At 37.0% G+C, this 20,908-nt stretch carries 22 protein-coding genes and 1 riboswitch; of the genes, 13 read left to right on the top strand and 9 right to left on the bottom strand.

Features of this window, described 5'->3' with window-relative positions; translation table 11 throughout:
* Positions 1 to 8 precede the first annotated feature (8 nt).
* The 9 genes from QWT87_RS12240 to QWT87_RS12200 all read right to left on the bottom strand — a co-directional run bounded on the left by QWT87_RS12240 (position 9) and on the right by QWT87_RS12200 (position 10,045).
* On the bottom strand, positions 9 to 953 hold the full coding sequence (locus QWT87_RS12240; protein ID WP_302716314.1) for a T9SS type A sorting domain-containing protein: 945 nt from the start codon (positions 951 to 953) through the stop codon (positions 9 to 11).
* Positions 954 to 1,184: 231 nt separating this feature from the next.
* Positions 1,185 to 1,952: a sulfite exporter TauE/SafE family protein gene (locus tag QWT87_RS12235; RefSeq protein WP_302716313.1), complete on the bottom strand. Its 768-nt coding sequence runs from the start codon at positions 1,950 to 1,952 to the stop codon at positions 1,185 to 1,187.
* Positions 1,943 to 2,395, bottom strand: a complete 453-nt coding sequence (locus tag QWT87_RS12230) for a FixH family protein (protein WP_302716312.1) — start codon at positions 2,393 to 2,395, stop codon at positions 1,943 to 1,945. The genes QWT87_RS12235 and QWT87_RS12230 overlap by 10 nt, the downstream gene beginning before the upstream one ends.
* A gap of 9 nt (positions 2,396 to 2,404) precedes the next feature.
* Complete coding sequence (ccoG, locus tag QWT87_RS12225) at positions 2,405 to 3,859, bottom strand: cytochrome c oxidase accessory protein CcoG (protein WP_185207840.1); 1,455 nt, start codon at positions 3,857 to 3,859, stop codon at positions 2,405 to 2,407.
* 99 nt (positions 3,860 to 3,958) lie between these two features.
* Positions 3,959 to 4,840, bottom strand: coding sequence for a cbb3-type cytochrome c oxidase N-terminal domain-containing protein (locus tag QWT87_RS12220; protein WP_087708241.1), 882 nt, complete (start codon positions 4,838 to 4,840; stop codon positions 3,959 to 3,961).
* Positions 4,841 to 4,850: 10 nt separating this feature from the next.
* Positions 4,851 to 5,051, bottom strand: a complete 201-nt coding sequence (locus QWT87_RS12215) for a cbb3-type cytochrome oxidase subunit 3 (RefSeq protein ID WP_087708242.1) — start codon at positions 5,049 to 5,051, stop codon at positions 4,851 to 4,853.
* 20 nt (positions 5,052 to 5,071) lie between these two features.
* Positions 5,072 to 7,330 (bottom strand): cytochrome-c oxidase, cbb3-type subunit I, encoded by a 2,259-nt coding sequence (gene ccoN / locus QWT87_RS12210; RefSeq protein ID WP_087708243.1) that lies wholly within the window; start codon positions 7,328 to 7,330, stop codon positions 5,072 to 5,074.
* 5 nt (positions 7,331 to 7,335) lie between these two features.
* The gene (gene ccoS, locus QWT87_RS12205) at positions 7,336 to 7,560 is read right to left on the bottom strand and encodes a cbb3-type cytochrome oxidase assembly protein CcoS (protein WP_087708245.1); all 225 of its coding nucleotides are present in this window, start codon (positions 7,558 to 7,560) and stop codon (positions 7,336 to 7,338) included.
* 109 nt (positions 7,561 to 7,669) lie between these two features.
* Entirely contained in the window at positions 7,670 to 10,045 is a 2,376-nt protein-coding gene (locus QWT87_RS12200) for a heavy metal translocating P-type ATPase (RefSeq protein ID WP_302716311.1), read from the bottom strand.
* Positions 10,046 to 10,134: 89 nt separating this feature from the next.
* Between QWT87_RS12200 and QWT87_RS12195 the strand changes: the two genes are divergently transcribed.
* The 13 genes from QWT87_RS12195 to thiH all read left to right on the top strand — a co-directional run bounded on the left by QWT87_RS12195 (position 10,135) and on the right by thiH (position 20,533).
* Positions 10,135 to 10,848, top strand: coding sequence for a Crp/Fnr family transcriptional regulator (locus QWT87_RS12195; protein WP_116096718.1), 714 nt, complete (start codon positions 10,135 to 10,137; stop codon positions 10,846 to 10,848).
* A 60-nt stretch (positions 10,849 to 10,908) separates the two neighbouring features.
* Entirely contained in the window at positions 10,909 to 11,724 is an 816-nt protein-coding gene (gene panB / locus QWT87_RS12190) for a 3-methyl-2-oxobutanoate hydroxymethyltransferase (RefSeq protein ID WP_076393737.1), read from the top strand.
* On the top strand, positions 11,724 to 12,053 hold the full coding sequence (locus tag QWT87_RS12185; protein WP_288459736.1) for a hypothetical protein: 330 nt from the start codon (positions 11,724 to 11,726) through the stop codon (positions 12,051 to 12,053). The genes panB and QWT87_RS12185 overlap by 1 nt, the downstream gene beginning before the upstream one ends.
* A gap of 3 nt (positions 12,054 to 12,056) precedes the next feature.
* Positions 12,057 to 12,734, top strand: a complete 678-nt coding sequence (locus tag QWT87_RS12180) for an RluA family pseudouridine synthase (protein ID WP_302716310.1) — start codon at positions 12,057 to 12,059, stop codon at positions 12,732 to 12,734.
* A 98-nt stretch (positions 12,735 to 12,832) separates the two neighbouring features.
* Positions 12,833 to 13,420: a glycoside hydrolase family 19 protein gene (locus QWT87_RS12175; RefSeq protein ID WP_302716309.1), complete on the top strand. Its 588-nt coding sequence runs from the start codon at positions 12,833 to 12,835 to the stop codon at positions 13,418 to 13,420.
* Positions 13,421 to 13,434: 14 nt separating this feature from the next.
* The gene (locus QWT87_RS12170; protein WP_271159809.1) at positions 13,435 to 13,812 is read left to right on the top strand and encodes a hypothetical protein; all 378 of its coding nucleotides are present in this window, start codon (positions 13,435 to 13,437) and stop codon (positions 13,810 to 13,812) included.
* Positions 13,813 to 14,369: 557 nt separating this feature from the next.
* A riboswitch (TPP riboswitch) is annotated at positions 14,370 to 14,470 on the top strand.
* Between the two features lie 57 nt (positions 14,471 to 14,527).
* Positions 14,528 to 14,734, top strand: a complete 207-nt coding sequence (gene thiS, locus QWT87_RS12165) for a sulfur carrier protein ThiS (protein ID WP_076394110.1) — start codon at positions 14,528 to 14,530, stop codon at positions 14,732 to 14,734.
* Between the two features lie 12 nt (positions 14,735 to 14,746).
* Entirely contained in the window at positions 14,747 to 16,558 is a 1,812-nt protein-coding gene (gene thiC / locus QWT87_RS12160) for a phosphomethylpyrimidine synthase ThiC (RefSeq protein WP_302716308.1), read from the top strand.
* Entirely contained in the window at positions 16,555 to 17,139 is a 585-nt protein-coding gene (locus QWT87_RS12155) for a thiamine phosphate synthase (RefSeq protein ID WP_302716307.1), read from the top strand. The genes thiC and QWT87_RS12155 overlap by 4 nt, the downstream gene beginning before the upstream one ends.
* On the top strand, positions 17,115 to 17,858 hold the full coding sequence (locus QWT87_RS12150; protein WP_302716306.1) for a hydroxymethylpyrimidine/phosphomethylpyrimidine kinase: 744 nt from the start codon (positions 17,115 to 17,117) through the stop codon (positions 17,856 to 17,858). Before QWT87_RS12155 ends, QWT87_RS12150 begins: the two co-directional genes overlap by 25 nt.
* A 116-nt stretch (positions 17,859 to 17,974) precedes the next feature.
* Complete coding sequence (locus QWT87_RS12145; RefSeq protein ID WP_302716305.1) at positions 17,975 to 18,595, top strand: thiamine phosphate synthase; 621 nt, start codon at positions 17,975 to 17,977, stop codon at positions 18,593 to 18,595.
* 31 nt (positions 18,596 to 18,626) lie between these two features.
* Entirely contained in the window at positions 18,627 to 19,403 is a 777-nt protein-coding gene (locus QWT87_RS12140) for a thiazole synthase (protein WP_302716304.1), read from the top strand.
* 11 nt (positions 19,404 to 19,414) lie between these two features.
* A complete protein-coding gene (thiH, locus tag QWT87_RS12135; protein ID WP_302716303.1) occupies positions 19,415 to 20,533 on the top strand; it encodes a 2-iminoacetate synthase ThiH in 1,119 nt (372 codons plus the stop codon).
* Positions 20,534 to 20,908 lie beyond the last annotated feature (375 nt).

Raw genomic sequence — 20,908 nt, 5'->3', positions numbered from 1 at the left:
ATTCATGATTAATCTTTAATGAATCGTGTTGACGTTGAGTTTCCGTTTTTGTCAATCATTTGTAAAATATAATTTCCTTTGGCTAAACCTGATGCATTCAGTTGTGGATTTTTAACTGAATTCTTTTGTGAATAGACTTTTTGCCCAACCATATTGAAAATATTTAATTCCACTATGTCGTTAGCTGATTTTACATATAACAGATCTTTTACAGGATTAGGATAAACAGAGGTGTCTCCATCTATTTCAACAGACTTCACCCCCAACACACTTCCGGAATTAATTTTCACATAAGAAAAGTTTCCTTGCAGTACAGATGTTGAGCTCGACCAGCAAGCGGTAAAAAGTGTACCATATCCCGAAACACCTGTTCCTACTGCATCAACAGAAGTTGTTGTTCCGTTGCTTCCGGTATGACGTATTTCTATTACAAGGTTAGTACCTGTATATAAATAAGGAGTATTGAAATTTATATCAAAACTGAAACTTCCATTGTTCGTAACAGCGCCGGATGGTATTAAAAGACTTCCCGAACGAACCTGTGTCTGTGTTCCTACTACGTTGGCTGCAAAATTAAGCTGTCTGTTAGCCGGCTCTACGCCGTCACTAAGGTAAATCTGATAATCCGGATAGGTGGTATTTGAGGCAGGCCATGCAGAGGCTGCACTTGCAGGAATTCTAAGTGATATCGAAGTAAGATACTTTCCTGATAAGGCAGTAAGCTGAGAGTCATCAATAATCAGTTGATAAGTTCTGGTAGAGTTAGCAAAAGGTCCTGTAAAAGCTGCTGTTGAAGTCAAATTAGGAACAGTTACTGAAGTTTGGGCTTTCGTTGCTGAAAAAAATAAAATAGCACCAACCGTAAACGCATGACATGCAATTTTACTAAGGTAGCTTAGTGTTTGATGTTTTTGAATTTTCTGAAATGAGGGAAAAGGTAGCTTTATATACATATATTAAATTTTTAGTTACAATAAAGATACGAAATTGATTGTATAATAAAATTGAATTTAAAAGATAATATTGGTAACTGTATTAAATTTTTAATCGAATTTTTGCGTGAATAAATTGTTATTTGTATGATTTATATAACGTTAATGTCTGGTTTGATCATTCCGAATTATAATTAAAAAAACCTCCGGATATACTTCAGAGGGTTAAATCTTTTAAATTTAGCATTACTACTAATGACAATTTACTTTACTATGATCATGCGTACTGTGATCTCCCGGCAAATGGCAGTCTCCCTGATTGTCTTTTGAGATCGTCATCGCTTCTGCTCTCGGAGAGATATAGGGGATTCCCAGTTCCATTCCCCGGACAATAAAAAGTCCGCCCAAAATAATCATGATAATCGGAATCACTTTTAAAACTTTCACTCTAAAAGTCTGATTCATGAGATTTCCGACCAAAACTACCGCGAACATAAAAGGAAGTGTTCCCAAACCAAATAAAGCCATATACAAAGCGCCCTGCCATATTCCTCCGCTTGCTAAACTTGCCGTTAAAGCCATATAAACCATTCCACAGGGTAAAAAACCATTCAGAAGACCTGTCGTAAATCTTGAACGGTAATCTGCCTTTTGAAGCAGTCTTCCCAAATTCGATTTTACTTTGAATAAAAATTTTGAAAAAACCGGAACTTTAGAAGCAAAATCTTTTCCTCCAAACGAAAAAACAGCCATTACAATAAGCAGAATTCCCACAGCAATTGTAAGATATTTCTGGAAACCCGCCATTTCAAAACCTTCACCAATAATTCCAAGAATTGCTCCCAAAAGGGAATAGGTGAAAATTCTTCCGAATTGATAAGTGAGATTCTGAAGGTAGAAATTGGTTGCCTGTTTTTTTGTTAATCCCATCGACAATGCAATAGGTCCGCACATTCCGATACAGTGGAATCCTGATGCAAAACCCAACCCGATTGCCGATATTACAAGTGCTATTTCCATATCACATCATAATCCATTCTGTAGTCTGTTTTATCTTTTGTCCAGCTCAAACGAAGGGTATAATTCCCCAGTTTCAGAACCTGTGCAGGAATTAAAAAAGACTGATTGGCATCCAACTGTACCGTTTTATGAACATCCAGGTTCTGATCGTCGGTTCTGTTCAGTACAAATTTTACGGAAGTATTAGAGTTATTATAGTCTTTTGGAAAAGTGATTCTTATTCCTGCTGGATTCTGGTTGTAAACAGGTTTTTCCTTCAGTTCGTCAGCTCTTTTCTTAGCATCAATTACGTCCTGATATTTCAGTTCTTCTTCATAATAATTATCCGTTACCATTTCAGAATTCTTCTGTCCGTTCGGAAAAAGAAACATCATGGATAAAATAAAGATCATAAAGGATGCTAAAGCGATAATTACACCGTGTCCCCAATTAAAGTTTTTCATTTCTAAAAATTAAAATTGTAATTTGAATGGTCCTTCAAAATATGTTTTGTATGAATCTACCAGTTTCCCCTTCATATCATAAACTCCGATTGTGATGTTCTGCTTGGAAAGCGTCATTTCATTTTCCGGAAAACTGATGTTGATGGTTCCTTTGGTAATTTTGTCTCTGTCTACAGAAATTTTACTCGATTCGCTGTAGATCACCTCTCCATGTTTCGGCTCGATAATCTTGATGGTTACAATTTTTTTCTCGTTGGTTTTATTTAAAAAAGTATAATTGTACGTATTGGTAATTTTTCCGTCTCTCACAAAGAACGTGCTTCCTGCAGGTTTAATGAATTTGGCTTCCATTTCGGCTCTGCTTGTAAGAAGATAGCCTAAAAATCCTGTAAGCAGTAAAAGAACCACAGCAAAACCTTTCATTCTTCCTGTAAACTTAAACTCGGTCTGCTTCTCGATCTCGTTTTCGGTGGCGTATCTTATCAATCCTTTCGGAAGACCTACCTTTTCCATAACTTCATCACAGGCATCAATACAAGCTGTACAGTTTACACACTCAAGCTGTTGTCCGTCTCTGATGTCTATTCCGGTAGGACAAACCACCACACATTGATGACAATCGATACAATCACCTTTTCCGGCTGCTTTTCTGTCTTCTCCTTTTCTCCATTTTGCTCTGTTTTCACCTCTCTTAAAATCGTAGAAAACATTAATGGTATCTTTATCTATTAAAACCCCCTGTAATCTACCGTAAGGACAAACCAATGTACAAACCTGCTCTCTGAACCATGCAAATACAAAGTAAAATGCAGCGGTTAAAAGAATCATAACAATAAAGTTGGTAGGATTGGCAAAAGGTCCTTCAGAAACTATTCTGAATACTTCTTCATATCCTACGATATACATGAACATGAAGTGAGTAATAATTAACGAAATCACAAGAAAGATCGTCCATTTAAGACTTCTTTTAAGGATCTTTTCGCTGTTCCACTCCTGTCTGTCAAGCTTCATCTGCTTGTTTCTGTCTCCCTCAATAAGATAATCTATTTTACGGAAGATAAATTCTAAAAAAATTGTCTGAGGACAGATCCATCCGCAGAAAATTCTCCCGAAAGCCATCGTAAAAATGATGATGAATATTAAAGAAGTAATTGCGCCAAGTGTAAGGATAAAAAAATCCTGTGGATAAAAAGGCTGTCCAAAGATGAAGAACTCCCTGTCAATTACATTAAATAAAATAAGAGGATTACCATTAATTTTGATGAATGGCACTGCAAAATAAATCAACAGTAAAACATAACTTACAATGCTTCGGTAGTTGGTATATTTTCCTTTTGGTTTTCTGGGAAAAACCCATTTCCTCTTACCGGATCGTTCCATTGTCCCGATAGAATCTCTATAAGTTTCAGGGTCCAGAACTTGTCCCTGTCCTCCGCGTACTTCTGTTTCTTCTATGTCTGACATTTATGATAGTTTTTAAAAAAAGAAAAACATAATTCGTTACTATTTTTTAATTTAATAACAAACTATGTTTTTCATATGTTCTAATTTATTTAAGTTAAATTATTCTTTTTCCCAATGTGCCTCTGTTCCCTGAGGAGCTGCACCACCTTGAGCCGGTGTTATCGGAGGCAATTCCTGATTGATGTGATATACATATGCCGCAATCTTTTCAATTTCAGCACCCGAAACTTCTCCGTTCTTACCAAATGCTCTCATCGCAGGATTGTTAGGAGAGCCATTCCAGTCCATATTGAATACGTTTTTGAATAACGTTTTCTCAGGCTGGTTGATCCAGAAATTATCCGTAAGGTTTGGACCAATTCCTCCACTACCATCTTCCTTGTGACAAGATGCACAGTTTGTTTTGAACAATTCTTTTCCTTCAGCAATATTATCAGCAGAATATTTAGCTGTTTCAATTGTTACCGGAGGTTGTTCGCTGTTATACTTTTCAATCGCTGCCAACTGTTCTTTGTATTCCTTTTCATATTCGCTCAACGGATGTGCGAAATCTGTAAAAGAGAATGCTGCTACATATACAATACAAAAAGCAGTCCCAAAATAGAATAAACCTACCCACCATTTTGGCAACTGGTTATCCAGCTCCATGATTCCGTCGAAACCGTGGTCGATAAGGATATCTTTTTCTTCTGCTGCAGATTGCTTCTTGAATGCTGCATTATATAATCTTGTAAAGTAAGGTACTTTCTTTTCAGCTAAATAAGCTGCCTTTTCTTCAGGAGATAATTTTTTGAATTTATTATTCTCAATTAAATCTCCGATTGCACTATGGATATAAGCTAAAATACCTCCGATTACTACAGTTCCCCAGAAATAAGGAGAAGATAGGAAATCATAGCTTTGTACAAACAGATAATAAAAAACTATTAAAAGTCCAATTATTATTAAAATGTTTATAACAACCGGTGTTCTTTGTTTCATAATAAGTAGTTTAATTTTTTAAATTAAAATCGTCATCACTGTCATCCTGCAGAGGCGCTTCTTCTTCCTCTTTGTAATATTTTTTAGGCTTGCTAAAAACGTAGATTACCAAAGCAATGAAGAACAGCATAAAGAAAATCAAAGCCAAAGTCTGGTAAAAGCCAGCGTTTTCGGTATTGGATAAGATGTCTTTAAAATTCTGAGGGATCATGATGTGAACCTTTTAATATGTTAGTTATTACTTGCTGTTTTGATTTCAGTTGTCTTAATATCTGTTCCTAATCTTTGAAGATAAGAGATAAGTGCTACAACTTCTTTTTTCTCTAATTCTCCTTTAGGTCTCTTCGCATAAGCTTCCTTCAAATCCGGTGCTTCAGACATAATATCTCTTACGATTTTTGAAGCCTGATTGTTTGCCCAAGAGTTGGCAGAATCTATTTCAGCTTTTGTGTAAGGTACTTCGAAAGCACTCTTCATCAATTTCATTTTGTCAACCATTTTAGATCTGTCTAAATCAGTTGCAATTAACCAAGGGTAACGAGGCATGATAGAACCTGCAGAAGTTGATCTTGGGTTATACATATGCTTGTAGTGCCAAGAACTTGGGTTTTTACCACCCTCTCTGTGCAAATCCGGTCCGGTTCTTTTAGATCCCCAAAGGAAAGGTCTGTCGTATACGAATTCCCCGGCTTTGGAGTACTGTCCGTTTTTACCGTTAAATCTTACGATCTCATCTCTGAATGGTCTTACCATTTGCGAGTGACAAGCGTTACATCCTTCTCTGATATAGATATCTCTACCTTCTAATTCTAATGGAGAATATGGTTTTACTGCTGAAATAGTAGGTACACTCTTCTTAAGAGACAGAGTAGGAATAATTTCCACCATACTACCGATTGAAATCGTTAATAAAGATAAAATACCTAATAATACAGGAGTTCTTTCTAACCAAAGGTGAGTTCCTTCTCCTTCTTTACGTTTTCCGCTGATGTTTGCCAATGCAGGTGCTTCAGCAGGGACATCTTTCTGGAATGATCCTTTTCTTACAGTAGCCACTAAGTTCACCACCATTACAAGAGCTCCGGAAAGATAAAGAATACCTCCCACAAATCTCATTTTATAATAAGGAACAATAGCCGTTACAGTATCAAGCCAGTTTTTCCAAACCAAAGTTCCGTCCGGGTTGAACTGTTTCCACATCAATCCTTGTGTAAATCCTGAGATATACATTGGAACCGCATAGAAAATAATTCCTAATGTTCCCAACCAGAAATGAAGATTTGCCAGTTTGGTAGAATATATTTTTGTTCTCCACAATATCGGTACAAGATAATAGATTACACCAAACGCCATAAAGCCGTTCCATCCAAGTGCTCCAACGTGTACGTGACCAATAACCCAGTCTGTAAAGTGACCGATTTTGTTAATGTTTTTTGTTGCCAAAAGTGGTCCCTCGAAAGTTGCCATACCGTAGCACGTTACTGCTACAACAAAGAACTTAAGAATAGGATTTTCTCTTACTTTATCCCAAGCTCCTCTTAAGGTAAGAAGACCGTTAAGCATACCTCCCCAAGATGGTGCAATAAGCATGATAGAGAAACCGGTTCCTACCGCCTGTGCCCAAGCTGGTAATGCTGTATACTGAAGGTGGTGAGGACCAGCCCAGATATAAACGAAAATTAATGACCAGAAGTGAATGATAGACAGTTTATAAGAGAAAACCGGTCTGTCTGCAGCTTTTGGTAAGAAGTAATACATCAAACCAAGAACAGGAGTCGTCAATACGAAAGCTACCGCATTGTGACCATACCACCATTGTACAATGGCATCTTTTACCCCTGCATAAGCTGAGTAAGATTTCCATCCTGTGAAAGACAAAGGTACTTCAAGGTTATTGAAGATGTGCAGCATTGCTACTGCGATCCATGTACCGATGTAGAACCAGATCGCTACATAAAGGTGTCTTACTCTTCTTTTCGCAATCGTTAAGAACATATTGGCTCCGAAGATGATCCATGAGAATGCGATCAAAATATCAATCGGCCATTCGTGTTCTGCGTATTCCTTAGAAGTGTTGATTCCCATAAAGAACGTAACGTACGTTACAAGAATCATAATCTGCCATGTCCAGAAATGGATCCAGGACAATGTATCACTGTACATTCTTGTTTTCAGTAATCGCTGTAAAGAGTAATAAACTCCCACATAAACGATATTCATTACGAATGCAAAGATTACAGTGGTTGTGTGCAACATTCTGATTCTTCCGAACCCGAACGCTCCATGAGTATTAATCAATCCCTGGATACTTCCACCTAAACTATTAATGGTTGTATCGTCTGTTCCAAAAAAGAATTCCGGAAGCTCAGGATAGAAAAGCATTAATGCCGCCGTAAGTCCGAACAGAAATCCTATGATCCCGAAAGCAACGGTCGCATAGAGGAATGCCCGAACAATACTGTTGTCATAACTAAACTTTTGTGTTTCCATATCAACTATTCACTTTTTTCTTCAATTTTTTTCTTTTCTCCTTTTTCATCATCGCCCTCTTTGTTGCCAGATTCTTCTTTTTCCTTGATCTCATCGGAATCGAAGAGTATTCGTACAGCCGGAGATTCATCATCTTCAAACTGTCCTTTTCTGGCATACACTATAAACACGACCAGGAAAACTGCAGCCAAAGAAACGCTGCACAGGATCATTAAATATAGAATATCCATTAGACAACAAAATTAACGTATTTTCGGGTTTCAAATTTAGTGAAAAATAATGACTTTCATCACGAAATACGGCTTTTGGCTAATTTAAAACGAATCTAAATAAGTCTTTCTAAGCCCCTTTTTTAAAGTATTTTCTTCCCAGAATCCAGGTCGAAAGTGTAGTGAATGAAACCACTGTAATAGAACTTGCAGGCATAATTAAAGCAGCGAAAAGAGGATGCATGTGTCCTGTAACTGCGTAACTTAAACCAATAATGTTGTAAAGAAAACTGATTATAAATGTGATTTTCACAATCGTGATAGATCCTTTGCAGACATTCAGGTATTTATCTAAGCTTACCACTTTCTCTCCATTCATGATAACATCGGAAGAAGGGGTAAAACTGTTGGAATCATCTGCAATCGCAATACCTACATTGCTTTGTTTTAAAGCTCCGGCATCATTCAGTCCGTCTCCAAGCATCGCAACTTTCATGTTCTGATTCTGAAGGTTTTGAATATAATTCAGCTTGTCTTCAGGATTTTGATTGAAAGCCATTCCTTTGTAATTCGGAATCAATTCCTTTAATTGATTTTCCTCTGAAGAATTGTCGCCACTCAGAATGAAAACTTTATAATGGGTAAGTTTTTTAAACAAATCCTTTAAATTCTCGCGGTATTCATTCTTAAAGATAAATTTCCCTAAAAATTCATTGTTTTTACTGATATAAACGGCAGTTTCAAGGTTTTTTGATTCCTGATTATTGTACCTCGCAGAACCGATTTTATAAACATTTCCACGTACACTTGCTTCGTAACCTTTTCCTGAAATTTCCTGAAAATTTTCAACTGGGAAATATTCATCTTTTGCCTCTATGAATTCGTATAATGATTTTGAAAGCGGATGATTGGAATTTTTTAGTAACGTTTTGATATTCAGTAAATCAAATTCTTTTATCTCAGTGCCTTCGAATTTAATATTTGATTTTTTTCTGTGCGTAATAGTTCCGGTTTTATCAAAAACAATCGTGTCTAATTTGGCAATTTTCTCAATTGTTAAAGTATCTTTTACGTAAAATTTATTTCTGCCCAGAATTCTCATAATGTGCCCGAATGTAAACGGAGCAGACAACGCAAGCGCGCATGGACACGCAATGATAAGAATCGCAGAAATTACCTGAAACATTTTCTCCAAATCTACGGTATACCAATAGATTGCTGAAAACAGTGCAATTCCTAAAATAATGAAAGTGAAATATTTACTGATGTTATTCGTTAACGTATCAAGTCCGGTTTCATGTTTCTTAAAGGCTTCCTTATTCCAAAGCTGGGTAAGATAACTTTGGTCAACATTCTTAATAACTTCAAGTTCCAATGAAGATCCGATCTGTTTTCCTCCGGCAAAAATTTTATCTCCCGGCTGTTTGCTGATGCTTTCGCTTTCTCCGGTAATGAAACTGTTGTCAATATTACCTTCACCATTAATTAAAATTGAGTCCACAGGAATAATCTCCTGATTTCTTACCAAAATCCGGTCGCCCACTTTAACCTCAGAAAGCAGAATATTTTCCTGTTTTCCTTCAAAATCAACTTTTGTAACGGCAATCGGATAGAAAGATTTGTAATCTCTGTCGTATGAAAGCGCGTTGTACGTTCTTTTCTGAAAGATTTTACCCAAAAGCATGAAGAACAGAAGTCCGCACAAAGTATCAAAATATCCCGGACCGTAATTCGTGGCAACTTCATATAAACTTCGCCCGAAAAGGACAATAATTCCCAAAACAATCGGAACATCAATATTCACGATTTTGTTTTTCAGACCATACCAAGCGGATTTATAATAATCTGAAGCAGAATATACTACCACCGGAATAGACAAAAGACACATCAAAGCCCTGAAAAGACCTTTGTAATGCTCCATCCAGTAATCTTCTCCGCCTACATATTCCGGAAAAGCAAGGAACATCCCGTTTCCGAAGGCAAAAGCCGCAATAGCAAATTTTACCAGTAAAGATTTATCTAAATTTTCAACGTTTTTATCAGCGGTTTCCAGACTGATGACCGGTTTGTAGCCTAAATTCGTTAAAAAATTAGCTAATTCGCTTAATTTTAAATCGTTATGATTAAAAGAGATCTGTAAGGTCTTTCTGGTGAAGTTAACCTGAGAATATTTAATGTGTTTGTTCAGTGTATTAAGACTTTCCAAAAGCCATATACAAGAAGAACAGTGGATTACAGGAATTTTAAAAGTGACTAAACTTGTGCTTCCTTCAGAAAAATCTGTTACCTTTTCAAAAATTTCAGGAGTGTCGAGATATTCAAACTGTGAAGAACTTTCGTCCGGACGGATTCCTGCACGTTTATTTAATTCATAAAAATTACTTAAGTTGTTCGTATTCAGAATTTCATAAACAGATTTGCAACCGTTGCAGCAGAAAGTCTTTTCATCAAACAAAATTCTTTCTTTTTCGATCCCTTGACCACAATGAAAACAGTTCTCGCTCACCTTCATAAATTATTGAACTACAAAATTATAACAATTTTTTTTGTTTATCGAGTTAAAAAGTTCTATTTTTGTGATAAATGTCATATAAAATGTCGCAGGAACAACAAATTGCAATCGAGGAGAGGTTCGCAAGAGTTTTTAATGATAAATCATTCAGGGAAAGGCTTTCCAGTGCTGATTTTGAAAAATACATTAACGCTAAAAAGAAACTGAGTTTTCAAAAACACGAAACCATTTTCGAAGACGGGGAAACGCCGAAAGGTGTGTTCGTTCTGGAAAAAGGAGCTGCGAAATTATCAAAATCAGGAGCTTTCGGGAAAGATCAGATTCTGAGATTCATTAAAGAAGGCGACATCATCGGTTACCGTTCTTTGCTTTGCGGAGAAAATTTTCAGGCGAAAGCAGAAGCAATGACGGATATTGAAGCTACTTTTTTACCGGCGGATATTTTTATGTATCTGTTGGAGGTAGATTCCCAGCTTTCCTTTGTGATGCTTCAGAAAATCGCTTACGAACTGGGAGAGTCTTCCAATACCATTACTTTCCTTGCTCAGAAAACCGTAAGAGAAAGACTCGCGGAAATTCTTCTGTTATTAGAACAGAAATTAGGAGTTGATCCGGAAGGATTTATTAAAATTTCTTTAACAAGAGAAGAAATCGCCAATATCATCGGAACCGCAACCGAAAGTGCAATCCGTCTGATCTCCGAATTCAAAGGAGACCATCTCATCGAAGTAGACGGAAGAAACATCAAAATTCTCAACCACGACAAATTAATGAAACTAGGTCACGTAGTTTTATAAATCATACAAACTTGAAGTCGGCTAAATGCCGACTTTTAACTTTTAAAAAATAGATACATTATGTCTGTTCATTCTGAAATTAAAAAAGTTACAACTGAAACCTTGCGTAAAATGAAATTCGACAAGGAAAAAATAACGATGCTTACGGCATACGATTATACCACTGCGAAAATGGTGGATGCGGGAGGAATTGATGCGGTTTTGATCGGAGATTCTGCGGCAAACGTAATGGCTGGTTTTGAAACCACATTGCCAATTACTTTGGATCAGATGATTTACCATTCTCAAAGTGTAGTCAGAGGAACCGACAGAGCTTTGGTAGTTGCCGATTTACCTTTCGGAACGTATCAGAGTAATCCCGAAAAAGCTTTGGAATCTGCCGTAAGAATGATGAAAGAAGGCGGAGCTCATGCAGTGAAAATTGAAGGCGGGAAAGAAATTTCAAAATCAATTAAAAAAATTATCAACGCAGGAATTCCTGTAATGGGACATTTGGGATTAACACCACAATCAATCTACAAATTCGGAACATATAAAGTAAGAGCCAAAGAAGAGGCAGAAGCTGAAAAATTAATTGCAGATGCACAACTTTTGGAAGAATTAGGATGTTTTGCAGTAGTTTTAGAAAAAATACCGGCAGATTTAGCTAAAAAAGTAACCGAATCTATTTCTATTCCAACCATCGGAATCGGAGCTGGAGCGCATTGCGACGGACAGGTTTTGGTGTATCATGATATGGTAGGAATGAACAAAGGCTTCAGCCCAAAATTTTTAAGAAGATATCTGGATTTGTATACAGAAATCACCGGAGCAGTTGCGCAATACGTGAAAGATGTGAAAACTCAGGAATTTCCTAACCAAAACGAAAGCTATTAATGGATCATCAGAAACTTCAGACCATTCAGGGGGTTATTTCTATTTTAGCCGTAGTTTGTCTTGCGGTAGGATGGTTTAAGCTATTTTCTCCTGATATTAACCAACTTCTTTCCGGAAGAATATTTTACATCATCGTAGGAGTGAGCTTCATTTTACAGGCTCCTTTACTGCTGAACAGGAAATTTGTTTATCCGATGTATGCTGCTGCTGCACTTTGCATTATCGGAGCATTTTTACCTTATGAATCGAATCTTACAGGAATGAAAACCATCGGTCTTTTGGCAGGGGTAATTATTTCTTTTGCCAACAGATCCAATTATCGTCAGTAGAACATGGAAGAACAGATTGTTTATGAAGACAACCATCTTCTTGTAATCAATAAAAAAGTCGGACAGCTTGTACAGGGAGACAAAACCGGCGATGATTCTTTATTGGAATTAATTAAAGATTTTATAAAAAAAAGAGATAACAAACCGGGAAATGTGTTTCTCGGTTTGGTTCATCGTATAGACAGACCGACTTCAGGTCTTGTGATTTATGCTAAAACTTCCAAAGCACTGTCCCGTATCACGCAGATGGTGAAAAACCGTGAAGTAAAAAAAACATATTGGGCAGTTGTCGCAAAAGAGATGATTCCCAAAACCCAAAGACTGGTTCATTATTTAAAGAAAAACGAAAAAAATAACAAAGCCATTGTTTTTCCAAAAGCAACTGAAGGCGCAAAAGAAGCCATTCTTACGTACAATATCATCAAAACTTTAGACAATTATCTTTTATTGGAAATTGATCTTGAAACCGGAAGACATCATCAGATCAGAGCACAGTTGTCAAAAACAGGAGTTCCCATTAAAGGAGATTTAAAATACGGTTCACCGCGTTCCAATCCCGATGGCGGAATTAATCTTCACGCCAGAAAACTGGAATTCATCCATCCTGTTACCAAAGAAAATATTCAGATTATTGCTCAGGTTCCTCAAAATGATGCCGTTTGGAGAGCTTGCGAAGAGTAAATTTCCGTAAAAACACTTATCCAAAAACAGGGATTTTACTGTAATGATTATTGTTTTTTAAAAATAGTTTTACACTATCAATCTAAAGAACAATAATCATGCTTACATTGGGACAACTTAAAGAAGCTACCTGCTCAAAAACTGCATATGCTTCGCAATTCTTACCGTACGTTACAGCAACATGTGATAAATTTTCCATCAACACGCCTTCACGAATGCTTAATTTTCTTGCACAGGTCGGCCACGAAAGCGGCGGATTATTTTACACCGAAGAACTCGCGAGTGGAAGCGCTTATGAAGGGAGAGCAGATTTAGGAAATACCCAGAAAGGAGATGGGGTAAAATTTAAAGGAAGAGGGCTCATTCAGATTACCGGAAGAGCCAATTATAAAGCCGTTTCATTGGCTTTAGGAACTGATTTTGTAACAAATCCTACATTTTTAGGAGGTAAAAATGTTACGAAATGTAATGCTGTCCAACTCAAAAACGCAGCAGAAAGTGCGGGTTGGTTCTGGAATAGCAGAAAACTAAATGCTTTGGCAGATCAGATTGACATTACCAAAAGCATTGATACCGGAAATAATCTGGTTATTTTCAAAAAAATCACAAAAACCATTAACGGAGGATACAACGGCTTGCCCGACAGACTGAACCGTTATAAAGCAGGGTTAAGTTATTTCCTTTAATTAAAACAATTGCGATGAAAAATCTATTATTCTTAGTCATTTTTCTTTTAATCAATAACTTCTCTGCCCAAAAACCTGTTCTTCATGATCTGAAAGATCCCAAAATGCATGCAGGCTGTTATATCGATGGGAAGAATAATCCGGTTGCAAACTTATCTGAAGATGAAGGAGCATTATTCAATTTTAACGGAAAAGATGAAATTTTTCCTTCCATCAAAGGAACAAAAGAATATCCTGAAGCGTTCGGAAACAAAACCTATAAAATTTACATCCGCGAAACGAAATCAGTAAAAGACGGAGAATCCTGTATTGAAAATAAAATCTATTCAATAAAAATCATTTACAGAAAAAAAGCCTATTTCTATTCTAAAAAAGGAATGTGTGGCTGTTAATTTTCTTTATAATATATTGTCTTAAACACCAAAGACTATCTTGATCCGGAGATGGTCTTTTTTATTTTTAGGAGCTATTTCCCGCTTTCGCTACTCGCTTTTTCTGTATTTCGGCGGCGGCGAAGCCGCCGCCGAAATACAGAAAAGAGCTCAGACACGCCGCTCAATCGAGGCTAGATTGCGGTCGTTTGTTTTCAGTATTTGAATTAAATCAAAAAACATCCGCACAATCAGCAAAATCCGCGAGATATAAAAGAATATCTTCATGCTTCGCGCCGCAAATTTATTTGCCTTTGCTTACTAAACTAAGAAACCTAAATAGGAGTTCTTTGCGTTAAAATCAAAACATCTGTATCATCCGCAAAATCAGCAAGATATAAAAGAATATTTTCAAGCTTCGCATAGCAAATATATTTGCCTCTGCTTACTAAATTAAGAATCCTCAATAAGAATTTTTTGCGTTAAAATTAAAACATCTTTGTCATTAGCAAAATCAAAAACTTCCAACCTCCCTCCCTCACAAATTTTGCCCATTTCAAAAAAATGTCTAACTTCGTCCCATACTTTAGGGGTGTCCGTTGAAAAGACGGGCTGAGAATTTACCCTTTGAACCTGATTTCTAGATCATACTAGCGTAGGGAAAAGTGAGATGACTTTGCTGTACATTCTACTGTACAATAATGGGCATTCCTAAAGTGTTTTTAAAAATTTAGGAATGGAGCTCACAATCAATCACACGACAAAAAAGTTCGAAAAACTTCCCGAAAATCTGGAAGCACTTATTGCTATGGAATTACCTGAAAAGAAAAAAGGAATTGCTGTAGCACTCAACAACCGTATCATTCCGCAGTCATTCTGGGCAGAAACATTCCTCAACGACAAAGATTCAGTTTTAATTATCACAGCCACTCAGGGTGGTTAAAAAAATATTTTTATGGCTCATAACATCACACGTTCACCATTTCCGAACTCAAAAAAAATCTATGTTGAAGGGAAAATTCACCCGATCCATATAGCGATGCGCGAAATCCAGCTTAGTCCGACAAAACTCAGCAACGGAAAAATGGATGAAAATCCTCCTGTTACCATTTATGATACATCAGGACCTTACACCGACGAAAATTTTGAAATCAATATCGAAAAAGGACTCCCAAGAATCCGGGAACAGTGGATTTTAAACAGGAATGACGTAGAAATTCTCGACGGAATTACGTCAGAGTACGGAAAAGCCCGCCTTGCAGATTCAAAATTAGATCAACTGCGCTTTTCATATAATCATAAACCTAAAGTAGCCAAAGAAGGTAAAGAAGTTACCCAGTTGTATTACGCAAAACAGGGTATCATCACTCCTGAAATGGAATATATTGCCATCAGAGAAAATCAAAGAATTGAGCAATTGGATTCCGTTTCAAAAGAAATGGCTTTCCAGCATCCGGGAAACAGTTTCGGTGCAAAAACGCCAAAGAATAAAATCACACCTGAATTTGTAAGAGACGAAATTGCGGCAGGAAGAGCCATCATTCCCAATAACATCAATCATCCCGAAAGCGAACCCATGATTATCGGGCGGAATTTTTTAGTTAAAATTAATGCCAACATCGGAAACAGTGCCGTTTCATCAAGCATTGAAGAAGAAGTGGAAAAAGCAGTCTGGGCTTGTCGATGGGGCGCAGATACCATCATGGACTTATCAACCGGAAAAAACATCCACGAAACCAGAGAGTGGATCATCAGAAACAGTCCAGTTCCCATTGGTACCGTTCCGATTTATCAGGCATTGGAAAAAGTAAAAGGCGTTGCAGAAGATTTAACGTGGGAGATTTTTAAAGATACCTTGATCGAACAGGCAGAACAGGGTGTGTCTTACTTCACGATCCATGCCGGAGTTTTACTGAGATATATTCATTTAACAGCAAAACGGGTGACAGGAATTGTTTCCAGAGGAGGTTCAATTATGGCAAAATGGTGCTTATTTCATCACAAAGAAAACTTCTTGTACACCCACTTCGAGGAAATCTGCGAAATCATGAAAAAATATGACGTTGCCTTTTCGTTGGGTGATGGTCTTCGTCCCGGTTCAATTGCCGATGCCAACGATGAAGCGCAGTTTGCAGAGCTTGAAACTTTAGGAGAATTAACGAAAATCGCATGGAAACATAATGTTCAGGTGATGATCGAAGGTCCCGGTCACGTTCCGATGCATATGATTAAAGAAAATATGGAGAAGCAGTTGGAAGTGTGTGATGAAGCTCCGTTTTACACTTTGGGACCTTTAACTACAGATATTGCACCGGGTTACGACCACATCACTTCAGGAATCGGTGCGGCAATGATCGGTTGGTTTGGCTGCGCAATGTTGTGTTACGTTACACCGAAAGAACATTTGGGACTTCCTAACAAAGATGATGTAAAAGTGGGGGTGATTACGTATAAATTGGCGGCTCATGCTGCGGATTTGGCAAAAGGACATCCCGGAGCACAATACAGAGACAACGCGTTGAGCAAAGCCAGATTCGAATTCCGGTGGGAAGATCAGTTCAATCTTTCTTTGGATCCTGAAACCGCGAGATCTTATCACGATGAAACGCTTCCGGCAGACGGAGCAAAAGTAGCCCATTTCTGCTCGATGTGCGGACCTAAATTCTGTTCCATGAAAATTACTCAGGAAATTCGGGAATCTGCCGAACAGGGAATGCTGGATAAATCGCAGGAATTCATCGAAAAAGGAAAGGAAATCTATATATGATCGTCGTAATCACTCCTGAAGAACTGGTTCAGAATGAAACTGAAATCATCAATGCATTATTTCAGGAAGGGCTGGATTTGCTTCATATCAGGAAACCTTTTATCCATTCAGATGAAATGACGGATTTTATCCAAAACATACATTCTGAATTTCATCATCAATTGGTTTTGCACAGTCATCACAATTTAGCTGAACGTTTTAATATTTCAAGATTTCATTTCAGAGAAATTGACAGACAGAATGATTTGTTTAAACCTTTCGCAGATCAAACGATTTCCACTTCTGTTCATGATATTAAAACTTTTAATGAATTATCTGAGGATTGGGAATATGCTTTTATTAGTCCGGTTTTTCCGAGTATTTCAAAAAAAGCATACGGAGAAAATTCGAATATTTTGAATGAGATTCAAAAACGGAATCATCCAAACGTAAAACTGATTGCTTTGGGAGGAATTCATGAAAAAAATATCAGCGAAGTTTTCAACAGCAGAGTAGACGGAGTGGCTTTGTTGGGTGCAATTTGGGAGAGTAATAATCCTTTAGATATTTTCAGAAAATGCAGAAAGAGCGTCCTTTCGTAATGAGCATTGCCGGTTTCGATCCAAGTGGCGGAGCCGGTGTATTGGCAGATATTAAAACATTTGAACAGTTAAAAGTTCACGGATTGGCTGTCTGTACAGCAATGACTTTACAAACAGAGTCCGAATTTTATACTCTTCAATGGCAGCCGATAGATGAAATTTTATCAGCGACCGATGCTTTGATGAAAAAATATAAAGTTGATACGGTGAAAATCGGAGTGGTAAAAGATGCGGAATTTTTAGCTCAGATTGTAAAAAAGCTTAAATTGATTAATCCTGAAGTAAAAATTGTCTGGGATCCGGTTTTAAAAAGCACATCGGAATTTTCCTTTTTTGATCTAAATACCATTTCAGATTTAAAAAATGTTTTAGACCAGATTGATTTAATCACACCCAACTATTATGAATACAACGTTTTGAAAGAAGATCGTCTTTTTGAACCATCAAAAAATGGATCTTCCGTATTAATAAAAGGCGGACATCGTGAAGATAAAATCGGAACAGATATTTTAATTCAAAACGGAAAAGAAATATTTATTGAACCGAGTGAGACGTTTTCTGTATTTTATCCGAAACACGGTTCAGGCTGCGTACTTTCTTCCGCAATTGCGAGTCATTTAGCAAAAGGAGAAAATTTGGAAAATGCCTGCCGAAAAGGAAAATTATACATCGAAAAATTTTTAACAAGCAATCAGATGTTTTTAGGATTTCACTCCTGAAAATTAATATTAAAACTTTGTGTTCTTTGCTAAGTGAAACGCCTTTGCGAACTTAAAAAACATTTAGTAGTTAAAAAAAATCTTAGCGTTCTTAGTGTTAAAATCAAAATTGAAAAATGGAAAAATTACAATACATCTCTCAGGGTTCAAAATTAGAAGATCAGGAGTTAAACATCCGAAAAGCTCTTGATTATGGCGCAAAATGGATACAGGTTCGCTGGAAAAATACACCCGAAAAAGATTTTATCACACTCAGTGAAATTTCAAAAAAGTTATGTGCAGATTATCAGGCTGTTTTTATCATTAACGATCATGTTCAGATCGCAAAAGACGTTGATGCGGATGGTGTTCATTTGGGATTGAAAGATATGTCTGTAGAAAAGGCGAGATACATTTTGGGAGAGCATAAAATCATCGGAGGAACCGCCAATACTTTTTCAGATATTCTTCAGAGAATGGCGGAACACTGTGATTATATCGGATTAGGTCCGTTGAGATTTACTTCCACCAAAGAACAATTAAGTCCGATATTAGGATTTGAAGGTTATGGTGAAATCATCAACAACTTAAAAGAAAAATCTATTGAGATTCCAAAAATTTTTGCCATTGGCGGAGTTGTTTTGGAGGATATCAAACAGTTACAGCAAATCGGAATTTATGGTGTTGCTGTTTCCGGGCAGATTACCAGTCAGCCTTCTGTAATTAATGAATTCAGAAGCATTTTAGAATCCAATTAACGATTACAAACATCTAAATTAAAAAGTAAATATGAAAAATCAACCTTTAAAAATAGCCGACAGAATCTTTGAATCGAGATTATTCTTGGGAACAGGAAAATTCGGAAGCCTGTCGGAAATGACGGACTCCATTATCGCCTCAGAAAGCGAATTGGTAACCATGGCTTTGAAAAGAATCGATGCTCATTCTTCGGAAGACGATATTTTAAGCGCATTAAAACCGACAAAATCTCACCTTTTACCCAATACTTCAGGCGCGAGGACAGCAAAAGAAGCCGTTTTGGCGGCGCAGTTGGCAAGAGAAGCACTGGAAACCAACTGGGTAAAACTGGAAATTCATCCCGATCCGAAATATCTGTTACCTGATCCTGTTGAAACATTGTACGCAACAGAAGAATTGGCAAAATTAGGATTTGTCGTCATGCCTTACATTCATGCAGATCCTGTTCTGTGCAAACGTCTCGAAGATGCAGGAACAGCCGTTGTCATGCCTTTAGGAGCCCCGATCGGAACGAATAAAGGACTAAAAACATTGGATTTTTTAGAAATCATTATCGCCCAAAGTAATGTTCCGGTTGTGGTGGATGCGGGAATTGGTGCGCCTTCCGATGCGGCAAAAGCAATGGAAATGGGAGCCGATGCAGTTTTGGTGAATACGGCAATTGCAGTGGCACAGAATCCGGTAAATATGGCATTGGCATTTAAAGAGGGTGTGATTGCGGGAAGAAGAGCTTTTGAATCCGGTTTGGGCGCAATTTCACATCACGCCGAAGCTTCAAGTCCGCTGACTGCCTTTTTATTTGATTAAAATTAAATATAATGAAGAGTTTTAAAGATTTTTTTGAAAAATACCAATGGGATGAGGTAAAAACGAAACTTGAAAAAGTAACGTTAACTGATGTTGAAAAAAGTCTTCAGAAAAAGAATAAAACCATTGACGATTTTTTGAATTTTCTGTCGCCGGTTGCGGCTCAAAAACTGGAAGCAATGGCAAAAATGGCTCAACAGCTTACCCAAAAGCGTTTCGGAAAAACCATTCAGTTGTATGCACCGTTGTACTTGAGTAACGAATGTCAGAATATCTGTACTTACTGTGGTTTCAGTCTGGATAATTCCATTAAAAGAAAAACACTTTCTGATACCGAAATTCTGATTGAAGCCTTCGTTTTAAAGTCAATGGGCGTGAATCATGTTTTGCTGGTAAGCGGTGAAGCCAATAAAACCGTTGGAATAGATTATTTTCTGAATGTCATTCAGCTTTTAAAGCCTCATTTTGCGAATATCTCCATTGAAGTTCAGCCTTTATCTGAAGAAGAATACCGACGGGTTTATGAATCAGGAGTACATGCAGTTTTGGTTTATCAGGAAACCTATCATCAGGAAGTTTATAAAGAATATCATCCGAAAGGAAAAAAGTCGAATTTCGAATTTCGCCTGGAAACACCCGACAGAATTGGAAAAGCCGGAATTCATAAAACGGGACTCGGCGTTTTATTGGGGCTGGAAGATTGGCGAGTGGACAGTTTTTTCAACGCATTACACATCGATTATCTTCAGAAGCAATACTGGAAAAGCAGATATTCAGTTTCATTTCCGCGCCTCAGACCTGCGGAAGGAATTATTGAACCGAATTTCATTATGTCCGACAGAGATTTATTACAGCTCATCTGCGCCTACAGAATCTGGAATGAAGATTTGGAGATTTCTATTTCCACAAGAGAAAACGAAAAATTCAGAAATAACATTATTTCATTGGGGGCAACAGCAATGAGTGCTGCTTCCAAGACCAATCCGGGAGGTTATGCGGTGGATAAAGAGTCGCTGGAGCAGTTCGAAACCAGCGATGAAAGAAGCATGAAGGAAATCAAAAATATCATTAAAAAAGCAGGCTACGATCCTGTAATGAAAGACTGGGATGTGGTTTATAGCGGAATTTAATTTGAACTATTAAGGTTTATTTGAGAAGTCTAGAAAAATTAAGCTTTTTGCAGGAAAATAAGAGGATGAGATATTCTTAAAATATTTAAATATTGCCTTAACTAAACATCATTCCATAAATAGATCTTAATGGTTAAAAAACAATTGTGCATTTTGAACCTTTGTATTTCTAAATTAAGTGAAACGCCTTTGTTTATCTTCGTTTCAGGCAATTAAAATCTACTCTTTGTCTTTCTTAGCGTTTAAATTTTATCGCAAGGTTAAACAAAGTTTTTTAAAATAAAGCAATCTTTAATGAAAGATAAACAAAGGCATTTCATTTATAAAAGTAAAACAAAAAGTAGACATATTTAACAATTAATGGATTAAAATTAC

The sequence above is a fragment of the Chryseobacterium urinae genome, from assembly GCF_030518295.1.
GTDB classification, from domain to species: Bacteria; Bacteroidota; Bacteroidia; order Flavobacteriales; family Weeksellaceae; genus Chryseobacterium; species Chryseobacterium mucoviscidosis.
The sequence above is the reverse complement of the archived record's forward strand: the minus strand, read 5'-3'. Positions and strand labels throughout refer to the sequence as shown.

Coding starts and splice junctions, on each gene's coding strand:
- QWT87_RS12195 (WP_116096718.1), top strand. CDS start 10,135: ATGTCGCAGGAACAACAAATTGCAATCGAGGAGAGGTTCGCAAGAGTT.
- thiH (WP_302716303.1), top strand. CDS start 19,415: ATGAAGAGTTTTAAAGATTTTTTTGAAAAATACCAATGGGATGAGGTA.
- QWT87_RS12185 (WP_288459736.1), top strand. CDS start 11,724: ATGGATCATCAGAAACTTCAGACCATTCAGGGGGTTATTTCTATTTTA.
- QWT87_RS12215 (WP_087708242.1), bottom strand. CDS start 5,051: ATGATCCCTCAGAATTTTAAAGACATCTTATCCAATACCGAAAACGCT.
- QWT87_RS12140 (WP_302716304.1), top strand. CDS start 18,627: ATGAAAAATCAACCTTTAAAAATAGCCGACAGAATCTTTGAATCGAGA.
- ccoS (WP_087708245.1), bottom strand. CDS start 7,560: ATGGATATTCTATATTTAATGATCCTGTGCAGCGTTTCTTTGGCTGCA.
- thiS (WP_076394110.1), top strand. CDS start 14,528: ATGGAGCTCACAATCAATCACACGACAAAAAAGTTCGAAAAACTTCCC.
- QWT87_RS12235 (WP_302716313.1), bottom strand. CDS start 1,952: ATGGAAATAGCACTTGTAATATCGGCAATCGGGTTGGGTTTTGCATCA.
- QWT87_RS12145 (WP_302716305.1), top strand. CDS start 17,975: ATGGAAAAATTACAATACATCTCTCAGGGTTCAAAATTAGAAGATCAG.
- QWT87_RS12175 (WP_302716309.1), top strand. CDS start 12,833: ATGCTTACATTGGGACAACTTAAAGAAGCTACCTGCTCAAAAACTGCA.
- QWT87_RS12220 (WP_087708241.1), bottom strand. CDS start 4,840: ATGAAACAAAGAACACCGGTTGTTATAAACATTTTAATAATAATTGGA.
- QWT87_RS12150 (WP_302716306.1), top strand. CDS start 17,115: ATGCAGAAAGAGCGTCCTTTCGTAATGAGCATTGCCGGTTTCGATCCA.
- QWT87_RS12230 (WP_302716312.1), bottom strand. CDS start 2,395: ATGAAAAACTTTAATTGGGGACACGGTGTAATTATCGCTTTAGCATCC.
- ccoN (WP_087708243.1), bottom strand. CDS start 7,330: ATGGAAACACAAAAGTTTAGTTATGACAACAGTATTGTTCGGGCATTC.
- QWT87_RS12170 (WP_271159809.1), top strand. CDS start 13,435: ATGAAAAATCTATTATTCTTAGTCATTTTTCTTTTAATCAATAACTTC.
- QWT87_RS12240 (WP_302716314.1), bottom strand. CDS start 953: ATGTATATAAAGCTACCTTTTCCCTCATTTCAGAAAATTCAAAAACAT.
- QWT87_RS12180 (WP_302716310.1), top strand. CDS start 12,057: ATGGAAGAACAGATTGTTTATGAAGACAACCATCTTCTTGTAATCAAT.
- QWT87_RS12155 (WP_302716307.1), top strand. CDS start 16,555: ATGATCGTCGTAATCACTCCTGAAGAACTGGTTCAGAATGAAACTGAA.
- panB (WP_076393737.1), top strand. CDS start 10,909: ATGTCTGTTCATTCTGAAATTAAAAAAGTTACAACTGAAACCTTGCGT.
- ccoG (WP_185207840.1), bottom strand. CDS start 3,859: ATGTCAGACATAGAAGAAACAGAAGTACGCGGAGGACAGGGACAAGTT.
- thiC (WP_302716308.1), top strand. CDS start 14,747: ATGGCTCATAACATCACACGTTCACCATTTCCGAACTCAAAAAAAATC.